The organism is Comamonas fluminis (assembly GCF_019186805.1).
In the GTDB taxonomy this organism is placed as follows: Bacteria; Pseudomonadota; Gammaproteobacteria; order Burkholderiales; family Burkholderiaceae_C; genus Comamonas; species Comamonas fluminis.
In genome coordinates this window covers 4,557,339-4,575,036 of the sequence record NZ_CP066783.1, presented here as the reverse complement: position 1 = coordinate 4,575,036, position 17,698 = coordinate 4,557,339, and the positions used below count along the sequence as shown (strand labels likewise).

16 protein-coding genes are annotated in these 17,698 nt (G+C 60.3%); 11 read left to right on the top strand and 5 right to left on the bottom strand.

The genetic code is table 11. The features are described 5' to 3' along the window. Positions 1–1,242, bottom strand: coding sequence for a sensor histidine kinase (locus JDW18_RS21240; protein ID WP_218241576.1), 1,242 nt, complete (start codon positions 1,240–1,242; stop codon positions 1–3). A gap of 396 nt (positions 1,243–1,638) precedes the next feature. Between JDW18_RS21240 and JDW18_RS21235 the strand changes: the two genes are divergently transcribed. The 9 genes from JDW18_RS21235 to JDW18_RS21195 all read left to right on the top strand — a co-directional run bounded on the left by JDW18_RS21235 (position 1,639) and on the right by JDW18_RS21195 (position 12,415). Beyond that, complete coding sequence (locus tag JDW18_RS21235) at positions 1,639–2,574, top strand: LysR family transcriptional regulator (protein WP_218241575.1); 936 nt, start codon at positions 1,639–1,641, stop codon at positions 2,572–2,574. 85 nt (positions 2,575–2,659) lie between these two features. Further along, entirely contained in the window at positions 2,660–3,106 is a 447-nt protein-coding gene (locus JDW18_RS21230) for a DUF2214 family protein (RefSeq protein ID WP_218241574.1), read from the top strand. 146 nt (positions 3,107–3,252) lie between these two features. After that, complete coding sequence (argS, locus tag JDW18_RS21225) at positions 3,253–4,962, top strand: arginine--tRNA ligase (protein WP_218241573.1); 1,710 nt, start codon at positions 3,253–3,255, stop codon at positions 4,960–4,962. A 24-nt stretch (positions 4,963–4,986) separates the two neighbouring features. Next, complete coding sequence (locus JDW18_RS21220; RefSeq protein WP_218241572.1) at positions 4,987–5,727, top strand: SPOR domain-containing protein; 741 nt, start codon at positions 4,987–4,989, stop codon at positions 5,725–5,727. 160 nt (positions 5,728–5,887) lie between these two features. Then, a complete protein-coding gene (locus tag JDW18_RS21215) occupies positions 5,888–6,538 on the top strand; it encodes a thiol:disulfide interchange protein DsbA/DsbL (protein WP_218241571.1) in 651 nt (216 codons plus the stop codon). A gap of 111 nt (positions 6,539–6,649) precedes the next feature. Then, positions 6,650–7,306, top strand: a complete 657-nt coding sequence (gene lptA / locus JDW18_RS21210; RefSeq protein ID WP_218241570.1) for a lipopolysaccharide transport periplasmic protein LptA — start codon at positions 6,650–6,652, stop codon at positions 7,304–7,306. After that, positions 7,303–8,094 (top strand): LPS export ABC transporter ATP-binding protein, encoded by a 792-nt coding sequence (gene lptB, locus JDW18_RS21205; RefSeq protein WP_218241569.1) that lies wholly within the window; start codon positions 7,303–7,305, stop codon positions 8,092–8,094. Before lptA ends, lptB begins: the two co-directional genes overlap by 4 nt. 67 nt (positions 8,095–8,161) lie before the next feature. Then, positions 8,162–9,757: an RNA polymerase factor sigma-54 gene (locus JDW18_RS21200; RefSeq protein WP_218241568.1), complete on the top strand. Its 1,596-nt coding sequence runs from the start codon at positions 8,162–8,164 to the stop codon at positions 9,755–9,757. 279 nt (positions 9,758–10,036) lie between these two features. Beyond that, entirely contained in the window at positions 10,037–12,415 is a 2,379-nt protein-coding gene (locus tag JDW18_RS21195) for a membrane-bound PQQ-dependent dehydrogenase, glucose/quinate/shikimate family (RefSeq protein ID WP_218241567.1), read from the top strand. Between the two features lie 92 nt (positions 12,416–12,507). Here JDW18_RS21195 and JDW18_RS21190 read toward each other — a convergent pair whose 3' ends face one another. The 4 genes from JDW18_RS21190 to JDW18_RS21175 form a co-directional block, all read right to left on the bottom strand. After that, positions 12,508–13,176, bottom strand: coding sequence for a TetR/AcrR family transcriptional regulator (locus JDW18_RS21190; protein ID WP_218241566.1), 669 nt, complete (start codon positions 13,174–13,176; stop codon positions 12,508–12,510). 160 nt (positions 13,177–13,336) lie between these two features. After that, a complete protein-coding gene (locus tag JDW18_RS21185) occupies positions 13,337–14,263 on the bottom strand; it encodes an aspartyl/asparaginyl beta-hydroxylase domain-containing protein (protein ID WP_218241565.1) in 927 nt (308 codons plus the stop codon). 138 nt (positions 14,264–14,401) lie between these two features. After that, the gene (locus JDW18_RS21180; RefSeq protein WP_218241564.1) at positions 14,402–15,154 is read right to left on the bottom strand and encodes a hypothetical protein; all 753 of its coding nucleotides are present in this window, start codon (positions 15,152–15,154) and stop codon (positions 14,402–14,404) included. 61 nt (positions 15,155–15,215) lie between these two features. Next, positions 15,216–15,554 (bottom strand): tRNA-binding protein, encoded by a 339-nt coding sequence (locus JDW18_RS21175; RefSeq protein ID WP_218241563.1) that lies wholly within the window; start codon positions 15,552–15,554, stop codon positions 15,216–15,218. 151 nt (positions 15,555–15,705) lie between these two features. On the opposite strand from JDW18_RS21175, the gene JDW18_RS21170 reads away from it, so the two are divergent. Together JDW18_RS21170 and JDW18_RS21165 are read left to right on the top strand one after the other, a co-directional pair. Further along, positions 15,706–16,992: a THUMP domain-containing class I SAM-dependent RNA methyltransferase gene (locus tag JDW18_RS21170; RefSeq protein ID WP_218241562.1), complete on the top strand. Its 1,287-nt coding sequence runs from the start codon at positions 15,706–15,708 to the stop codon at positions 16,990–16,992. After that, positions 16,989–17,474: a PIN domain-containing protein gene (locus JDW18_RS21165; protein WP_218241561.1), complete on the top strand. Its 486-nt coding sequence runs from the start codon at positions 16,989–16,991 to the stop codon at positions 17,472–17,474. Before JDW18_RS21170 ends, JDW18_RS21165 begins: the two co-directional genes overlap by 4 nt. Positions 17,475–17,698: the final 224 nt, after the last annotated feature.

Sequence of the window (17,698 nt, the reverse complement as noted above, 5' to 3'; positions counted from 1 at the left end):
TTATTCGGCGAGGCCTTGAGGAATGAGCAGTCGCATGACGGTGCCATGCGGCTGGTTGGGCAGAGCCTCCACTGTACCTTGGTGCAGCTCCAGTACGGAGCGCACGATGAACAGCCCCAGCCCTGCACCATTGCGGTGGCGGCTGTTGTGGCCGCGTGAGCCTTTGTCGAACAGACGCGGGCGCAGTTCGTCAGAGATGCCAGGGCCGGTGTCCACCACTTCCAGAATCAGGGCCAGCGGCTCATCAGATTCCGAAATGCGCAGCACGACCTGGGACTCGCCTGGCGCATAGGCCAGGGCGTTGTTGAGGAGGTTGCGAATCGTCAGCCGCATCAGTGCGGAGTGCAGCTGCACGGTGCGCGGCTGGGTCAACCATTGCACGTCGATGCGGGGGCGCTGATCTGCCGCAATATCGTGCAGCACCAGCTTGATGAGGGTGGGCAGGTCGGTTTCGCTGGAGGCGCCGGCCTTGCCGCCCACGGCCAGGATGGTGCCTGCGGCCAGCGTGTTGTCCAGCGTGCCTATGACTTGCTGCAGCACATGCTCGGCCCGCAGCAGGGCTTTGCTGGCGGGGGTGGCATCGGGCAGATGCAGGTCGTCAATGGCTTTGAGCGTGGCCTGCATGGCAGCAGAGGCGTTGTTCAGCGGCTGGCGAATCTCGTGCGACAGCAGCTGCAGCATTTCATTGTGCTCGGCCAGCATGGCGGTGCGCCAGTCCAGCAGGGTGCGCAGTTTGTCCATCTCGCCTGCCGCATGCTGGCTGCTGCGCAGTTGCTGGTGCAGGGTCTGAAGCTGTTCGCGCTGGCGGGCCACGACCTCGCTGCGCGCATATTCACGGCTGACATCGTGCATCAGCATCAGCACACTGTGGCGGCCATCTGCACTGGCAGGGCCGGGCCTGAGCTGAATGCGCTGGTGCTGGGGCATGCCCAGCTCATCCTCGCGGCTTTCGTCGTATTCCTGGGCCAGGCCCTGGCCCGCTGCGGCAATGTGCTGGGCGTGGCTGCGCCAGATGTGGGACGGCAACAGCGCTTGCACTGTCTGGCCCAATGCCTCAGGTGTCTGAACGCCAAACCATTGCAGCCAGGGCTGTGTCGCCAGTTGCAGCCGCCCCTGCGCGTCCCACAGGGCGCAGCCCAGTCCCGCCTGACCCAGCAGGCCGGGCAGCGCAGGCTGCTCAGGTGACTCTGACACCAGAGCCGCTGAGGGGCTGGGGCTATTGAATTGCGGTGAATCGCTCATGACAGTGGGCCATCAGGTATCGGGCAAAGGCGCTCTCAAAATCATAGAGCAAAGACGGGTGCGGCTGAATGGGCTCATAGCCGGTGCGAATAACCGATATGCCAGTGTCGAAATACCTTTAAATTTTGATTTAAACGTATATAAATACCCATGATTTGATTTTGACTTGTGACTTCTAGGTAAGATATAAAAAATAACTGTTTCATACATAGACCTTATGAAGCGGTTGAAATCTGACTGGCTGAATGAATACTGATAGCAGCCAGCCCTTGAAGTACAAAGACTTCCAATAAAAACACTTTAAAAATCAAAGCTGCTTGCGCGGTAAATGCTACTAAATTGGTAGTGGTTCAACGCTGCGCAGGAGACAACAAGGAACAGACAGGAGCAGCGGTCATGGACAAACTCAAGGCATTTGAGTCATTTGTATCAGTCGCAACACGGGGCAGCCTCACTGCCGCCGCCAAGGCCGAGGGCGTAGCCCCCGCCATCATGGGGCGTCGCCTGGACGCGCTGGAAGAGCATCTGGGCGTCAAGCTCATGGTGCGCACCACCCGTCGTATTTCTCTGACGCATGAAGGCAGCGCATTTCTGGAGGACTGCCAGCGCCTGCTGTCCGATGTGTGCAATGCCGAAGCCAGCGTTTCTGCGGGCGGCGTCAAGGCCACAGGCCATCTGCGCATCACGGCGCCTGCCGGTTTTGGCCGCCGCCACGTTGCGCCGCTGGTGCCACGTTTTCGTGATCTGCACCCCGATGTGACGATTTCGCTGAACCTGAGCGACCGCGTGGTCGATCTGGCCGGTGAAGGTTTTGACTGTGCCGTGCGCGTGGGCGATCTGCCCGACTCAGCCCTGGTCAGCGTGCGCATTGCCGACAACCGCCGCCTGTGCGTGGCCACGCCCGCCTATCTGGAGCGCCGTGGCACGCCCAAGCACCCCAGCGAGCTGACCCAGCACGACTGCCTGACGCTGTCTTCCGACGCTTCGCAGACGCGTGGCTGGGCATTCCGCATTCCTCACCCCGAAAGCGGTACCAGCGAAGTCGTGCACTTCAAACCCGGTGGCCCGCTGGACTGCTCTGACGGCCAGGTGTTGCACGACTGGTGCCTGGGCGGCTGGGGCATTGCCTGGCGCAGCACCTGGGAGGTGGAGGCCGAAATCGCCGCAGGCCGTCTGGTGCCGGTGCTGGAAGACTTTGCCGCGCCGCCCAACGGCATCTTCGTTGTCTTCCCTCAGCGCAAGCACATGCCGCTGCGTGTGCGCATGTGGATTGACTACCTCAAGCACCATTACAACCAGCCGGAGTTCTTCCGTCTCGGTCTGGATTCCTGAGCGGGCTTGAAAGCGTGGACAATGGACTGGTCGCCGCCCCACAGCTTGTGGCGCGGCATTCCAGTCCATTTTTTATCGCTTAGCCATGACTTTTGAAGCCGTCCTTGCCAGCGTGCACCTGCTGGCCATTTTGACTCTGGTGGTGTTTCTGACCAGCCAGGCCGCACTGTGCCGGGTGGAGTGGATGAGCGCCGCCGTCGTGCAGCGCCTGGCGCGCCTGGACATGATTTACGGCATTGCCGCCGTGATTCTGCTGTTGACGGGGATTGCGCGCCTGGTTTGGGGCGTCAAGGGCGTTGGTGGCTATGTGTCTTCGCCCCTGTTTCACATCAAGATGACCTTGTTCGTCGTGGCGGTGCTGCTGTCGCTCAAGCCTACCTTCACCTTCCGCCGCTGGAAGAAGACGCTGGACGCCACAGGCCAGCTGCCAGCCCCTGAGGAAGTCAAGCAGACGCGCAAGTGGGTGATGTGGCAAGGTCATCTGATTCCCGTCATTGCCGTCATCGCCGTCTTCTGGGCGCGAGGCATGTAAATCCGCCGCCACAGCCAGAGCTGGCTGTGATTGGCGGGTGCGCCAGTGTGCGCTGCAGCATACGCGCGGCCGGTTTGCAACGCCTTGTTGCGCCGATGCAATCCAGCTTGGCAGCGTAGATCGGGGCAGCCACGTAAAATCGCCGGATGCTTTCCGTCAAACAAGAATTGCTCGCCGCCCTGGCTGCGGAGCTCGAAACCCTTTCGCCCGGCGCCGGCGCACGCGCTGCGTTTGAAAACCCCAAAGTGGCAGCCCATGGCGACTTCGCTTGTACGGCGGCCATGCAGCTGGCCAAGCCCCTGAAGGCCAACCCCCGCGCACTGGGCGAACAGCTCAAGGCCGCGCTGGAAGCCACGCCCGCTTTCCAGAAGTGGGTGGATGCGATCGAGATCGCCGGCCCCGGCTTTTTGAACATTCGCCTCAAGCCCGCTGCCAAGCAGGAAATCATCCGCGAAGTGCTGGCGCAGGGCGAGAAGTTCGGCTACCAGGCCGACCGTGGCGAGAACATCCTGGTGGAGTTTGTCTCCGCCAACCCCACCGGCCCGCTGCACGTGGGCCACGGCCGCCAGGCGGCGATTGGCGATGCCATCAGCAATCTGTACAGCACCCAGGGCTGGAAGGTGCACCGCGAGTTTTATTACAACGACGCGGGCGTGCAGATCGACACGCTGACCAAGTCCACCCAGCTGCGTGCCAAGGGCTTTAAGCCCGGTGACGAGTGCTGGCCTACCGACAGCGAAAACCCGCTGGCCAAGAATTTCTACAACGGTGACTACATCGCCGACATCGCCCAGGCCTTTCTGGCCAAGGAAACCGTCAAGGCCGATGACCGCGAGTTCACCGCCAACGGTGATGTCGAGGATTACGAGAACATCCGCAACTTCGCCGTGGCTTATCTGCGCAACGAGCAGGACAAGGATTTGCAGGCCTTCAACCTCAAGTTTGACGAGTACTACCTCGAGTCGAGCCTGTACAAGAACGGCCATGTGGAAGACACCGTCAAGCGTCTGATCGAAAGCGGTCACACCTACGAGCAGGACGGCGCGCTGTGGCTCAAGTCCACCGACTACGGTGACGACAAAGACCGCGTGATGCGCAAGACCGACGGCACCTACACCTACTTCCTGCCTGATGTGGCGTATCACATCCAGAAGTTCAAGCGTGGCTATGGCAAGGTCGTCAACATCCAGGGCACGGACCACCACGGCACCATCGCCCGCGTGCGCGCCGGCTTGCAGGCAGCCAATGTGGGTATCCCCCAGGGCTACCCCGACTACGTGCTGCACACCATGGTGCGCGTGGTGCGCAATGGCGAAGAGGTCAAGATCAGCAAGCGTGCGGGTTCTTACGTCACGCTGCGCGACTTGATCGAGTGGACCAGCAAGGACGCCGTGCGCTTCTTCCTGCTGAGCCGCAAGCCTGATACCGAGTACACCTTTGACGTGGACTTGGCCGTGGCCCAGAACAACGACAACCCCGTGTACTACGTGCAGTACGCCCATGCCCGTATCCAGTCCGTGCTGCGCGCCTGGCAAGAGGCCGGTGGCGCAGGCGTGCCTGCGCTGGGTGATGTGGATCTGTCCGCGCTGGAAGGCCCACAGGCCCAGGCCCTGATGCTGCTGCTGGCGAAGTACCCCGAGATGCTGACGGCCGCCGCTGCAGGCAATGCGCCACACGACGTGACCTTCTACCTGCGCGATCTGGCCTCCAGCTACCACAGCTATTACGACGCCGAGCGCATTCTGGTGGACGACGAGAAGGTCAAGCTGGCGCGACTGGCACTGGTCGCGGCCACGGCTCAGGTGTTGCACAATGGCTTGGCCGTGCTGGGTGTCAGTGCACCCGAGCGCATGTAATTTGAAGCGTAAACAAAGCGACTTATGAAGAAGCAGCAACGCGGTGGCACCATTCTGGGGCTTATCTTTGGCATGGTCATCGGTCTGGCAGCAGCGCTGGCCGTGGCTATCTATGTGACCAAGGTGCCAGTGCCATTCCTGACCAAGGGTGGCAACAACACGCAAAGAGATGCGGCGGAAGCCGAGCGCAACAGAAACTGGGACCCCAACGCTCCGCTGCAAAGCCGCCAGCCAGCGCCGCCACCTGTGGCAGCGCCCACAGCGCCCAGCGATGTGACCGTGACGCCGCCCACCACACCGGCGCAGCCCACATCGACGGGCGGCGTGGCCACACCAACGACACCCACGACGCCAACCACTCCCGCAGCGCCTGCTACGCCCGAGCCGACCAAGCCCGCGCAAGCCGCAGATCCGCTGGGTGATCTGGTCAAGGAGCGCTCTGCCGCTGCTGACAAGGCGGACAAGGCTGAAAAGGCCCGTGCAGAGCGTGAAAAGGCGGCGGCTCAGGCTGCTCAGTCGGGCGACGCTGCATTCAACTACTTTGTGCAGGCTGGTGCTTTCCGCGGCCAGAGCGAAGCCGAGGCACAGCGCGCCAAGCTGGCCATGCTGGGCTGGGAGTCGCGCATCAGCGAACGTGAGCAAAACGGCATCACCATCTTCCGCGTGCGTGTAGGCCCGTTTGGCAAGCGCGATGATGCGGAGTCCCTCAAGGGCAAGCTGGATGGGGCTGGCGTGGATTCTTCGCTGGTGCGTGCGGCGAAATAACGCTACCCCCTGAGGCGCTTTGCGCCTTCCCCCAAGGGGGACGGCATCCTCGCTGCGGGGCGGCCCTTGCTTGATGCCTCTGGTTTAGATTGCGCCAGTTGAACTTTTTAGAGGCTGGCGCCTCAGATATTGCAGACTTGAACTCAAGGAGTTTGTTGGAATGAAACGCCGTGAATTTTCTATGGCTGCCTCGGCAGCTGCTGCTGGTGCTCTGACTTTGGGCGCTTCCTCTAGCTGGGCCCAGGGCGCTGCGCCCAAGGAAGGCAAGGACTACATCAAGCTGGGCAAGCCCGCTTCGGTCAGTGCACCGGCAGGCAAGGTCGAGGTGATTGAGTTCTTCTGGTACAGCTGCCCCCATTGCAATGCCTTCGAGCCTCAGTTTGAAGCCTGGGTCAAGAGCCAGCCTGCCGATGTCGTGGTGCAGCGCGTGCCTGTGGCGTTCAATGCATCCTTTGTCCCCCAGCAGAAGCTGTACTTCACGCTGGAAGGCATGAACCTGCTGCCCCAGCTGCATGCCAAGGTGTTCCGCACCATTCACGTGGAGCGCAACCTGCTCAAGACCGATGACGCCATCTTCGAGTGGGTTGGCAAGCAGGGTGTGGATCTGGCCAAGTTCAAGACCGTCTACAACTCTTTCACCGTGAACAATCAGGTGCGCAAGGCTAGCCAGCTGCAAAACGAGTACGACGTGGAAGGCGTGCCTGCCATGGGCGTGGCGGGTCGTTACTACACAGACGGCACCAAGGCCGGCAACATGGAAAACGTGCTGCGCGTGGTGAATGCGCTGGTGGCATCCAGCCGCAAAGCCTGATTTCCGTCAGCAGTCTCGCAAGCCCGCCTTTGTGCGGGCTTTTTTGTTGGAGATTTATGCAGGGCTTGCTAAAAGGGAATGACTACAATGAACGCAAGAAACGTGCCTCTCATGAATAAAACACTCCTACCTCTTGCGCTGGCCTGCGCTCTGGCGGCAGCGACTGGCATCGCCCATGCCGAAAAGGCCGACAGTGCCAAGCCCATGAACATCGAGGCGGACGCTCTGCGTCATGATGAGCTCAAGCAGACCAGCGTCTTCACCGGCAATGTGGTGATGACCAAGGGCTCCATCGTGCTGCGTGGTGCGCAGCTGGATGTGCGCCAGGACGCAGAGGGTTACCAGTACGGCGTCATCGTGGCGGAACCCGGCAAGCGTGCCTTCTTCCGCCAAAAGCGCGATACCGTGCCAGGCCAGCCCGAAGAGTTCATTGAAGGCGAAGGCGAGACCATTGAGTACGACGGCAAGGCCGATATCGTCAAGTTCATTCGCCGCGGCGAAATGCGCCGCTATCGCGGTGGGCAGCTCAATGACCAGGTGACGGGCTCCATCATCATCTACAACAACATCACCGACGTTTACACGGTCGATGGTCAGAAGACTAGCGGCGGCCTGCCCAGCTCTTCCGTAGGCCAGGGTGGTCGTGTCCGCGCTGTCATGGCACCCAAGGACGGCACGCCCGGCGCTCAGCCCAAGCCCGCGACACCTGCAACGCAGCTGCGCCAGAGCATGACGCTGGGCGGCGAGAAAGTTGACGAGAAGAAATGATCGAGCCCACTTTCTCTGACGCCAGCGGCAGCCGCACCGGAGAGGCCGGCAGCCGTCTGGAGGCCCGGCATCTGGCCAAGTCCTATGGCAGCCGCAAGGTGGTCAAGGACGTATCCCTGTCCGTGCAAAAAGGCGAAGTGGTCGGTCTGCTCGGCCCCAATGGCGCGGGCAAGACCACATCGTTTTACATGATTGTGGGTCTGGTGCGCAGCGATGGTGGCGAGATCTTCATCGACGGCCACGCTGTGGGCAATATGCCGATTCATCAGCGCTCGCGTCTGGGTCTTTCCTATCTGCCTCAGGAAGCCTCGATCTTTCGCAAACTCAGCGTGGAAGACAATGTGCGCGCCGTGCTGGAGCTGCAAAAAGATGAGCAAGGCAAGACGCTGAGCCGTGAAGAGGTGGAAAAGCGCCTGACGGGCCTGCTGCAGGAACTGCGCGTGGACCATCTGCGTGAATCTCCGGCGCTGGCGCTGTCTGGTGGTGAGCGCCGCCGCGTGGAAATTGCCCGTGCGCTGGCCACGCAGCCGCGTTTCATTCTGCTGGACGAGCCTTTTGCCGGTATCGACCCTATCGCGGTGATCGAAATTCAGCGCATCATCGGCTTCCTCAAGGAGCGCGGCATTGGCGTTCTGATTACCGACCACAACGTGCGCGAAACGCTGGGCATTTGCGATCACGCCTTCATCATCAGCGACGGTCATGTGCTGGCCGAAGGCACACCAGAGCAGATCGTGGAGAACGCCGATGTGCGCCGCGTCTATCTGGGCGAGCATTTCAGGATGTGATGGGTAGTATGGCCCCCACGTTCCCTTACTTCATGTACTCACTTCCCCCGCGCCGGGTGTCCCCCCAATGAAACCAGGGCTGTCGCTACGCGTATCGCAACATCTGTCGCTGACGCCGCAGCTGCAGCAATCGATTCAGCTGCTGCAGCTGTCCACTCTGGAGCTGGCGCAGGAAGTCGAGCAGATGCTGATCGACAACCCTTTTCTTGAGCGCGATGCGGAGGATGCGGGCGCTCCTGATGAAATAGCAGCCAGCCTAAACAACTCAAGCATTTCAGAGATATATCAATCAGAAAAAGAGACTGAGAAAGCGCAGGCAGCTTCAGAATCCATAGCAGAGCCCGCCACCGCAGAAACCCCGGAAAACCTGAACTGGGAAGCCGATGGCATTGATGGCCAGGATGGCGAGTGGGGCGGGGAATCCAGCAGCGAGTGGGATAGCCCATCGCTCAGTGGCAGCGGCTCTGGCAGCAACCGGGACAGTGACGATGAGGTCGATGCCATTGACCTGGCCCGCGAGCATGTGAGCCTGACCGACTTTCTGCATCGCCAGGCGCTGAGCCTGCACCTCGGGGCAGAAGACATGGCTGCGCTGCGTTTTCTGATCGAGTCGCTCAGTGACGACGGCTACCTTGAAGACCCCTTGCAAGAGCTGGCGCAAAGCCTGGCTGGTGATGACTTTGAGGAGCGTGAAGAGCTGGAGCAGCGCTTTTCCATTGCACTCAAACTGTTGCAAAGTCTGGAGCCCGTAGGCGTTGGCGCGCGCGACCTGGCTGAATGCCTGCAGCTGCAACTGCGCGATCTGATCCGCGAGGCCGAGGACGAGGGCACGACACAAGCGCACATGAATCTGCTGCTTCTGGCGCAAAACATCTGCGCCCAGCCCATGGACCTGCTGGCGCGGCGTGATCTGCGCAAGCTCACCAGCCTGTGCGGCGCCCGTGAAGAGGCTTTGCGCGAAGCCATGGCACTGATTGCACGGCTGGAGCCACGGCCAGGGCGCCGGTTTATGGATGTGGAGCGCCAGATCGTGGTGCCTGATGTCATCGTGCGCCCTGTGCGCGCCAGTTCAGGCCGCGTTGATTTTGCCGTGCAGCTCAACCCCGATGTGATGCCCAAGCTGCGTGTGCACGATATCTACGCCAGCGTGCTGCGCCGCCACAAAAACAGCGAAAGCCATGCCGCACTGCAGCAGCGTCTGCAGGAGGCCCGCTGGTTCATCAAGAACATTCAGCAGCGTTTCGACACCATCTTGCGCGTCTCTGAAGCGATTGTGGAGCGGCAGAAAAACTTCTTCGTGCATGGCGAGTTGGCCATGCGCCCGCTGGTGTTGCGCGATATTGCAGACCAGTTGGGCCTGCATGAATCCACCATCAGCCGTGTGACAACCGCCAAGTACATGGCCACGCCGCAAGGCACATTCGAGCTGAAGTACTTCTTTGGCTCAGGCCTGGGCACAGAAACCGGCGGCAGCGCGTCCAGCACGGCAGTGCGTGCGCTGATCAAGCAGTTTGTGGACGCGGAAGACACGAAAAAGCCGTTATCAGACGCCAAACTGGCCGATATGCTCAAGGAGCAAGGCATCGAATGTGCCCGCCGCACCGTCGCCAAATACCGCGAACAGCTCAAGATACCCACGACCACGCTGCGCAAGGCGCTGTAAAAGCTCGCTGCCGCCCACAAAAAAGCCGCTGATGCATTGCACAGCGGCTTTTTTGTGGGCGGGTGACTTCTGTGTTCTTTTCGGCTGATTTGTGGATCGCATGAGTTTTCAATTTATTCAGAAATTTATAAAAACAATACCAAATGGTCATTTTTGATTCGTTGCCTATTAAAAATGACTGATTGGTATAGTTCATGTACAAGAGTTGATGCCGGATTGTTTTGCATGGCTGCTCTTGCCCGGATCTGATGCCGGTTTTCTGTTCTTGATGGTGCATTTATGTCTACAACACAAACAGCCAAGCCCTCTGGTGGCTTACTGCCACGCATTTTTGGCGTGGTTCTCGTGCTGGTGGGCCTGGTTCTGGCGATCGGCGGCATTCGCCTCGCTGCGCTGGGTGGGTCCTGGTACTACCTTATCGCCGGTTTGCTGACGGTTATTTCCGGTGTCTTTCTGGTCAAGCGCAATGCCAAGGGCGGCCTGCTGTACCTGGTGGTCGTGGTCGGCACGGTGATCTGGGCGCTGGCCGAAGTCGGTGCTTTTTTCTGGGGCCTGGTGCCTCGCCTGGCGCCGGTGCTGGTGCTGGGCTTTTTGGCAGCGCTGTGTGTTCGGACGCTTTCTGGTAAGCAAAACAAGCTGGCCATCCCCGCCGCCGCTGTGCAAGCTCTTGTGCTGCTGGCCGGTGCGGTGTCCATCTTCACGCCGCACGATACGGTGCAAAACACCGCCAAGCTGGGCGAGACCCCGGTGCGCGAAGTGGCCACGGTGTCTGATGCCAGCAGTGCCGACAATCAATCGCTGCAATTTGGCCGTGATGCCGACAGTGCCCGCTATGCGCCGCTGGACCAGATCAATGCTGCCAATGTGAACCAGCTGAAAGTGGCATGGACTTTCCATACAGGTTCAAAAACTGGCAAAAACTACGAAGACCAGAACACGCCTATTCAGATTGGCGACAGCCTGTACATCTGCACGCCAGAAAACCGCGTGATGGCGCTGGATGCCGAGACTGGCGAAAAGCGCTGGGAGTGGAATCCTCATGTGAAGGAAGCATCGTTCTGGAATCGCTGCCGTGGTGTGGCGTATTACGAGATGCCCCAGGAGATGAAGTCGGCCGATGGCTTGTGCGACACCCGCATCATCACCACGATGAAGGATGCCCGGCTGTGGGCCTTGGATGCCAAGACCGGCAAGGTGTGCTCCAGCTTCGGCAAAAACGGCTCGACTGATTTGTCCGAAGGCATGGGCCCGTATGAAGAGCATTTCTACATGCCCACTTCGCAGCCCTTTGTGGTGGGCAGCCGCGTCATTGTGGGCGGCTGGGTCTGGGACAGCCAGCGCACCGATGAGCCTTCGGGCGTGGTGCGTGCGTTTGACCTGAAAACGGGTGAGATTGACTGGGCATGGGATCTGGCCAACCCCGGCATCACCAAGCTGCCTCCCGAAGGTGAAACCTACACCAAGGGCACGCCCAACTGGTGGTCGTCTGGCGCCTATGACGCCAAGCTGAACCTGATCTATCTGCCGCTGGGCAACGGAACACCTGACTTCTGGGGTGGCCACCGCAGCAAGGAAACCGATGCGCATTCCAGCTCCATGGTGGCGCTGCATGCCGACACCGGCAAGCTGGCCTGGAAGTTCCAGGGCATCCGCAATGACACGTGGGACTATGACGTTGCCTCGCCTCCCACTCTGGTTGACCTGCCCGATGGCAAGGGCGGCGAAACGCCTGCACTGGTGATGGCGACCAAGACGCACCAGCTGTTCATGCTGGACCGCCGCGATGGCAAGCCCGTGGCCCAGGTGGAAGACCGTCCCGTGTCGCAAGAGATGTTGCCCGGTGACCGCGTTGCTGCGACGCAGCCCTTCTCGGTTGGCATGCCGCAACTGGCCAAGGACAAGCTGGAAGAAACCGATATGTGGGGTGCCACCATGTTCGATCAGCTGTATTGCCGCATCAAGTTCAAGCAACTGCGCAATGACGGCATGTTTACAAAGATGACGGATAAGCCCACGCTGATCTGGCCTGGCTACTACGGTGGCTTCAACTGGGGCGGCATGTCGGTGGACAAGAAGCGCAATCTGCTGATCGTCAACGACATGAAGATGCCGCAAATTGGCTGGCTGATGCCGCAGGACAAGTTCGACGAAGCCAAGGCTATTGCCAAGACCATGGGCAAGGGTGCGGGCGTACCCCAGCAAAAGGGAACGCCGTATGTGGCGATTCGCGGTGCATTCAACTCGCCGCTGGATATCCCCTGCCACGCACCGTCGTGGGGCAATCTGACCGCCATTGACCTGACCACCCGGAAGATTGCCTGGCAAGTGCCCATGGGCACGGTGGAAGACAGTGTGCTCAAGGGCGTGCGTGCTTCGCTGCCTGTGCCACTGGGTATGCCATCGCTGTCCGGTCCCATCACCACGGCGGGTGACCTGGTCTTTCACGTCGGCACGCAGGATTACTACATCCGTGCCTATGACGTGAAGACTGGCAAAGAGGTCTGGAAAGACCGCCTGCCCGTGGGGGCCCAGGCCACGCCCATGACCTATCTTTCGCCCAAATCGGGCCGCCAGTTTGTGGTGACCGTGGCTGGGGGCGCCCGCATGACGGATGACCGTGGCGACTACATCATTGCCTACGCATTGCCCCAGAAGTGAGGCCCTCTCTGGCCTCTGTCCAAGAGCTGAAAGCTGAGAACTGAAAATTAACCCCGCCGTGCGCAAAGCCGGCGGGGTTTTTTGATGGCTGGCTACCTGGCGGGGCTGGGGGCGTAGCGGCCAAAAATGGCATCGATCTGCACCTGTGAAAGCTCGGCAGGCTGGCAGCCAGCTTTGACGACGCCTTGCATGGAGTCGTTGGCCAGATAGACCCAGAATGGTGATCCGGTCAGCATGGCTGCAGTGCTTGGCAAGATGCCTTGCAGCTCGCCTTCATCCAGGGCGCGCTGATACAACTGCTCTACCAGTGCGTGCCAGGGTGAAAAAATCCTCTCCAGATAGAACTGGCCCAGCATGGGAAAACGCTTGGCTTCGCCCAGCACCAGACGAGCCAAGTCGGCTCGCACCGACTGGTGAAAACGCACCATCGGCGGTGTGACCAGCCGGGAAATATAGGCATGCATGCTCTCGCCGTCATGGCGCGGCAGGCTCAAGGCAGACAAGGCGGATTCGCTGAATGTCACCTCAAGGGCCCCCAGCAGAAGCTCTTCCTTGGATGCAAAGTGCAGGTATAGCGTGCCCTTGGCCAAGTTGGCCCGCTTGGCAATTTTGTCCATCGTGGCGCGGGTGATGCCCACGTCCATGAATTCGGCAATCGCGGCGGTCACGATTTCGCTGCGGGTCAACTCGGTCTTCTGCGGGCTGGGGCCGCGCGTGCGGCGCCGCGTGACAGGGGCAGAATCGGGTGAGGAGCGAGTCATAACGGAAAGCAAAGATACGCCGAGAAAGGCAGAAGTCTGATCTTAGTGACTTTGGCGCTGGCTTGCTTCTGGCCCTGCAGTCGTTGCGCACCGAGTGCTGGCGCCACAAAAAAAGCCGCTGATGCATGGCACAGCGGCTTTTTGTGATTCTGGCAAGTGCTTATTTCGTGGGGAGCAGCCACCAGATAAAGAGTGCCAGCACGGCAATCATCAGACCGAATTTGAGGAGCTTGTAAAAGGCCGGATTCCAGTCGCGGAACTTGCGGCGGTACTTGCCCATGTAGAACGAGACCTTGAACAGCTTGCTGATCATGCCGCGTGGGTCGCCCTCATTGTTAGGCGAGCTGGCAGCAGCCACCACGTTCTTGCCCAGCCAGTGGTTGAGCCACTGGGCAAAGCCATTGGTCATGGGGCGCTCCACATCGCAAAACAGCACGATGCGGTTGCCTTCGCTGCGGTTCTCGGCCCAGTGCATATAGGTCTCGTCAAAGATCACGCCTTCGCCTTCGCGCCAGCTGTACGGCGTGCCGTCCACTTCGATCATGCAGCGGTCGTCATTGGGCGCCAGCACGGCCAGGTGGTAGCGCAGCGAGCCAGCATACGGGTCGCGGTGCAGGTTGAGCTTGGCGCCGGGCGGCAGCTCGGCAAACATGGCGGCCTTGACGCTGGGGATGGACTTGACCAGTGCCGTGGTCTTGGGGCACAGCTCCATGGCGGATGGGTGGGCGTCACCGTACCACTTCAGGTAAAAGCGCTTCCAGCCAGTCTTGAAGAAGGAGTTGAAGCCTGCATCGTCGTTGTTGGCGGCAGCCTTGATCTGCATGTTTTTCTGCAAATTGACGGCTTCTTCGCGGATCTCGCGCCAATTGGCCTGCAGTGGTGCCAGCTCGGGGAAGGTGCTGGTGGGCAGATAGGGCGTGCGCGGCACCTTGCTGAACATCAGCATGAAGACGTTGAACGGTGCCGTGAAGGTGGAGTGGTCGAACAACTGCTTCACCACCTTGTGACGCACCTTGCCGCGCAGGTGCATGTACAGGCCGCAGCCGAAGAACATGAGCACCAGGGCCAGAACAATGATTTTTGCCATAGCCTGCAATTTTACCGGGGCCACTTCAAACTGGTTATGGCGCAGGTCAAACGATGGTGCTGCCGTTGTTCAGGGGATGGCTATTGCTTCAAATTTCATAGCTGCTAGCGCTTTTCTTATAAGCGCTACGGCTGGTTTTTAATGAGATTTCTGGGCGAAGGCTGTTTGAATGCGCTGCAGCAGTTCGCGATTCAGACCGCGCTGGTGGCTGCTCCAGTGGGTCTGGGCTTTGTCCAGCTCGTTCTTCAGGCGCTGTGCCGTGCCCCAGTCGCCCGACTCGGCGCACCAGATGGCATATTCGGCCAGCACCTCGAAGCTGCCTGAGCGCTCCTGCAGAAACTCGAACGACTGGCGAGCCATGGCGCTGTCACTCTGGGCGGCATAGGCTCTGGCGATCAGCAGGCCCACCTCGTCGGCACGGTAGTTGATATCGGTCTGGGCGATGACTTTGAGGTGCTGCAGCGCTGCCTGGGCCTTCCCCGCATCAAAGGCCGCGCGTGCTGCGCTCCATCGAATTTCCAGATCATTGGCAAATGGGCCCTTCATGCTGGCCTCGAAGTGCTGCAAGGCTTGCTGGGGTTGGCCAGCTTCCTGCAAGGCCTGGGCCAGACGGATTTCGTTCTGCGCGGTGGCCGAGTAGTCAAACGCGGCCTGAGCGTTGCGCAGGTCGCGGGTCGGGTCCAGCGACTTGACGGCCTGCCGCGCCATCTGGCGCGCACCACGTTCCAGCCGCGAATTGGGCAGGTAGATGGCAATCGCATAGACCACGCTGCCCAGAAAGGGAAAGGCCAGCAGGATGAACAGCCAGTAGTTGTTCTGCCCCGTGCGCACCGCATGCACGGCAAAGAACAGGGCGATGATGACGTGCAGTCCCACTCCGGCAAAAGCCATGGCAATCCTTGGTGATTGATGTCGCGGCGAATTATAGAAAGGCCGCCAGAGCAGGGGCTTGTTACAACAGCCGCGTGCCCAGCGGCACATCCTTGTCGGGCACGCACAGGGCCACGGCGCCATTGGCATCGTGAAAGCCGGTGACTAAGCATTCGCTCATCAACGGGCCAATCTGCTTTTTCGGGAAATTCACCACCGCCACCACCAGTCGGCCGACCAATTCCTCAGGCTGGTAATGTGCCGTGATCTGTGCGCTGGACTTGCGCTGGCCCAGTTCGGGGCCAAAGTCCACCAGCAACTTGTAGGCGGGCTTGAGGGCTTCCTTGAAGACTTCGGCCTGCAGCACGCGGCCTACGCGCAGCTCTACCTTCATAAAGTCGTTCCAACTGATCTCTTGCATGTTTTTGGGCTCCTTGGCTGGGCATCATGCCTGCGGCTGAGGTGGAATCTGTAGAGCAACGCTTGTCGTGCGCGGGCACTGGAAAAGGCCTAGCGCGTATGCTTATGCCCTGAAACGCGCCGGGCAAGCGGTCTGGTGCGCACCGATTTTTATGAACCAACTGCATTTGTTTTTGCCCTGCGCCGCCGGCGTTGAGGGCTATCTGGCCGACGAGGTCCACGCCATCACTGGCGCCACCGGGCAGGATTTGCTCGTGGGCCGGGGTGGCGTCATGCTGCGCGGCATGTGGCGCGACGCCATGCTGCTCAATTTGCACAGCCGCCTGGCGCAGCGCGTGCTGATCGAGCTGTCACACACCATGTACCGCAGCGAAAACGATCTGTACCGCGCTGCTAGCGAAGTTGCGTGGGAGATCTGGTTTACGCCCAAGGAAACCTTCAAGATTGAAGTGACGGCCCAGCACAGCCCGCTGACCAGCCTGAACTTTGCAGCACTCAAGGTCAAAGACGCGATTGCCGACCGTTTCCGCGAAAAGCGCCATGGTGTGCGCCCCAGCGTGGAAACCCATCACCCCGATGTGCGCGTGCACCTGCACCTGACCACCGATGGAGCCACCATCTACATCGACACCTCGGGTGACGCATTGTTCAAGCGCGGCTGGCGCGAGGACAAGGGCGATGCGCCTCTGAAGGAAACGCTGGCCGCCGCGATGATTGCTGCCAGTGGCTGGAACCCGCATGGCGACAACCCACAGCCGCTGTACGACCCCTGCTGCGGCAGCGGCACGGTGCTGATCGAAGCTGCCCAGATTGCACGCAAGATTCCCGCTGGCATCCTGCGCCGCTTTGCGTTTGAAAAGCTGATTCCGTTCCAGCGCCATGTCTGGGAAGCCATGCTGGATGAGGCCGAAGCCGCCATCCTGCCCGAATCGCCCGTGGGCATTTACGGCTCAGATATTGCCTTCCGTATGGTTGACTTTGCCCAGCGCAATGCCGAGCGTGCAGGGGTGGCCGAATCCGTCAATCTGCGCGGTGGCGATGCATTGCAGCGCATGCCGCCCTGTGATGTGCCCGGGATGATGATTCTGAACCCGCCCTATGGCGAGCGTATTGCCGCTGCTGGCTCTGCAGGCCGCAATGCCGCAGAGCGCATGGGTCAGGTGGAGCGTGCAGGCCGCGAAACTGCTCAGACCGAAGACGGCGGTGAGTTCTTCAACCAACTGGCCAGCCACTGGAAGAAAAACTACAGCGGCTGGAGCGCTTACATGCTCACGCCCGACCTGAAACTGCCCGGCAAGATGCGCCTGAAAGAGTCGCGCCGCACTCCCATGTGGAACGGCCCGATTGAATGCCGCTTGTTCCGCTTCGATATGGTCAAAGGCTCGACCAAGCCACGCAAGCCGCAAGAAGGCAATATTCAGGGCGACGCACAGCCATGAAGCTCGCTCCCCTGCGCTGGCCGGCCTGCAACGCCGGCTACGACGGCCCCTTGCCGCGCCCCATGATTCTGGACACCAATGTGGTGCTGGACATGCTGATCTTTGACGACCCCGACATCCCCACCATCCGCGAGCTGGTAGCCCGAGGCGAGGTGCGCTGGATTGCCGACGAAGCCCAGCGCATCGAACTGGGCCGTGTGCTGCACTACAGCCAGATCGCACCGCGTGTGAGCTTCTATGGCAAGACGCCGGAAGGTGTGATGGCGGCCTTCGATGCAGCCGTCGAATACGTGCCCGAAGCGCCCAAAATTCGTTTTACCTGTACTGATCCAGACGACCAGCATTTCCTGGACCTGGCCAGCCTGCACAAGGCCGTGCTCGTCAGCAAAGACCGCGCTGTGCTCAAGCAGCGCAAGCGCGTGGCTACGCACTATGGGGCGACGGTGGGGAATGTGGTGGTGCTGGAAGAAGTCGTCGCTTAAGCCGCGTCAAGCTACCAAACGACCGCCGGATTGTTGGAAATTAGCTAAACCAGCCTCATGCCCTTGTTTTGTATAGACTGGTTGCTCCTTTTTTAGGAGTGATTGGGCTTCATTGTGCTGGAGTCGCTGTATGAAACATGCGGTCAAGGGATGATCGAAAGCAAGCACAGAGGCTTAAATCGTAGGATAAAAGCCTGTTTCAATGTAGGATCAAGATGTTGCTG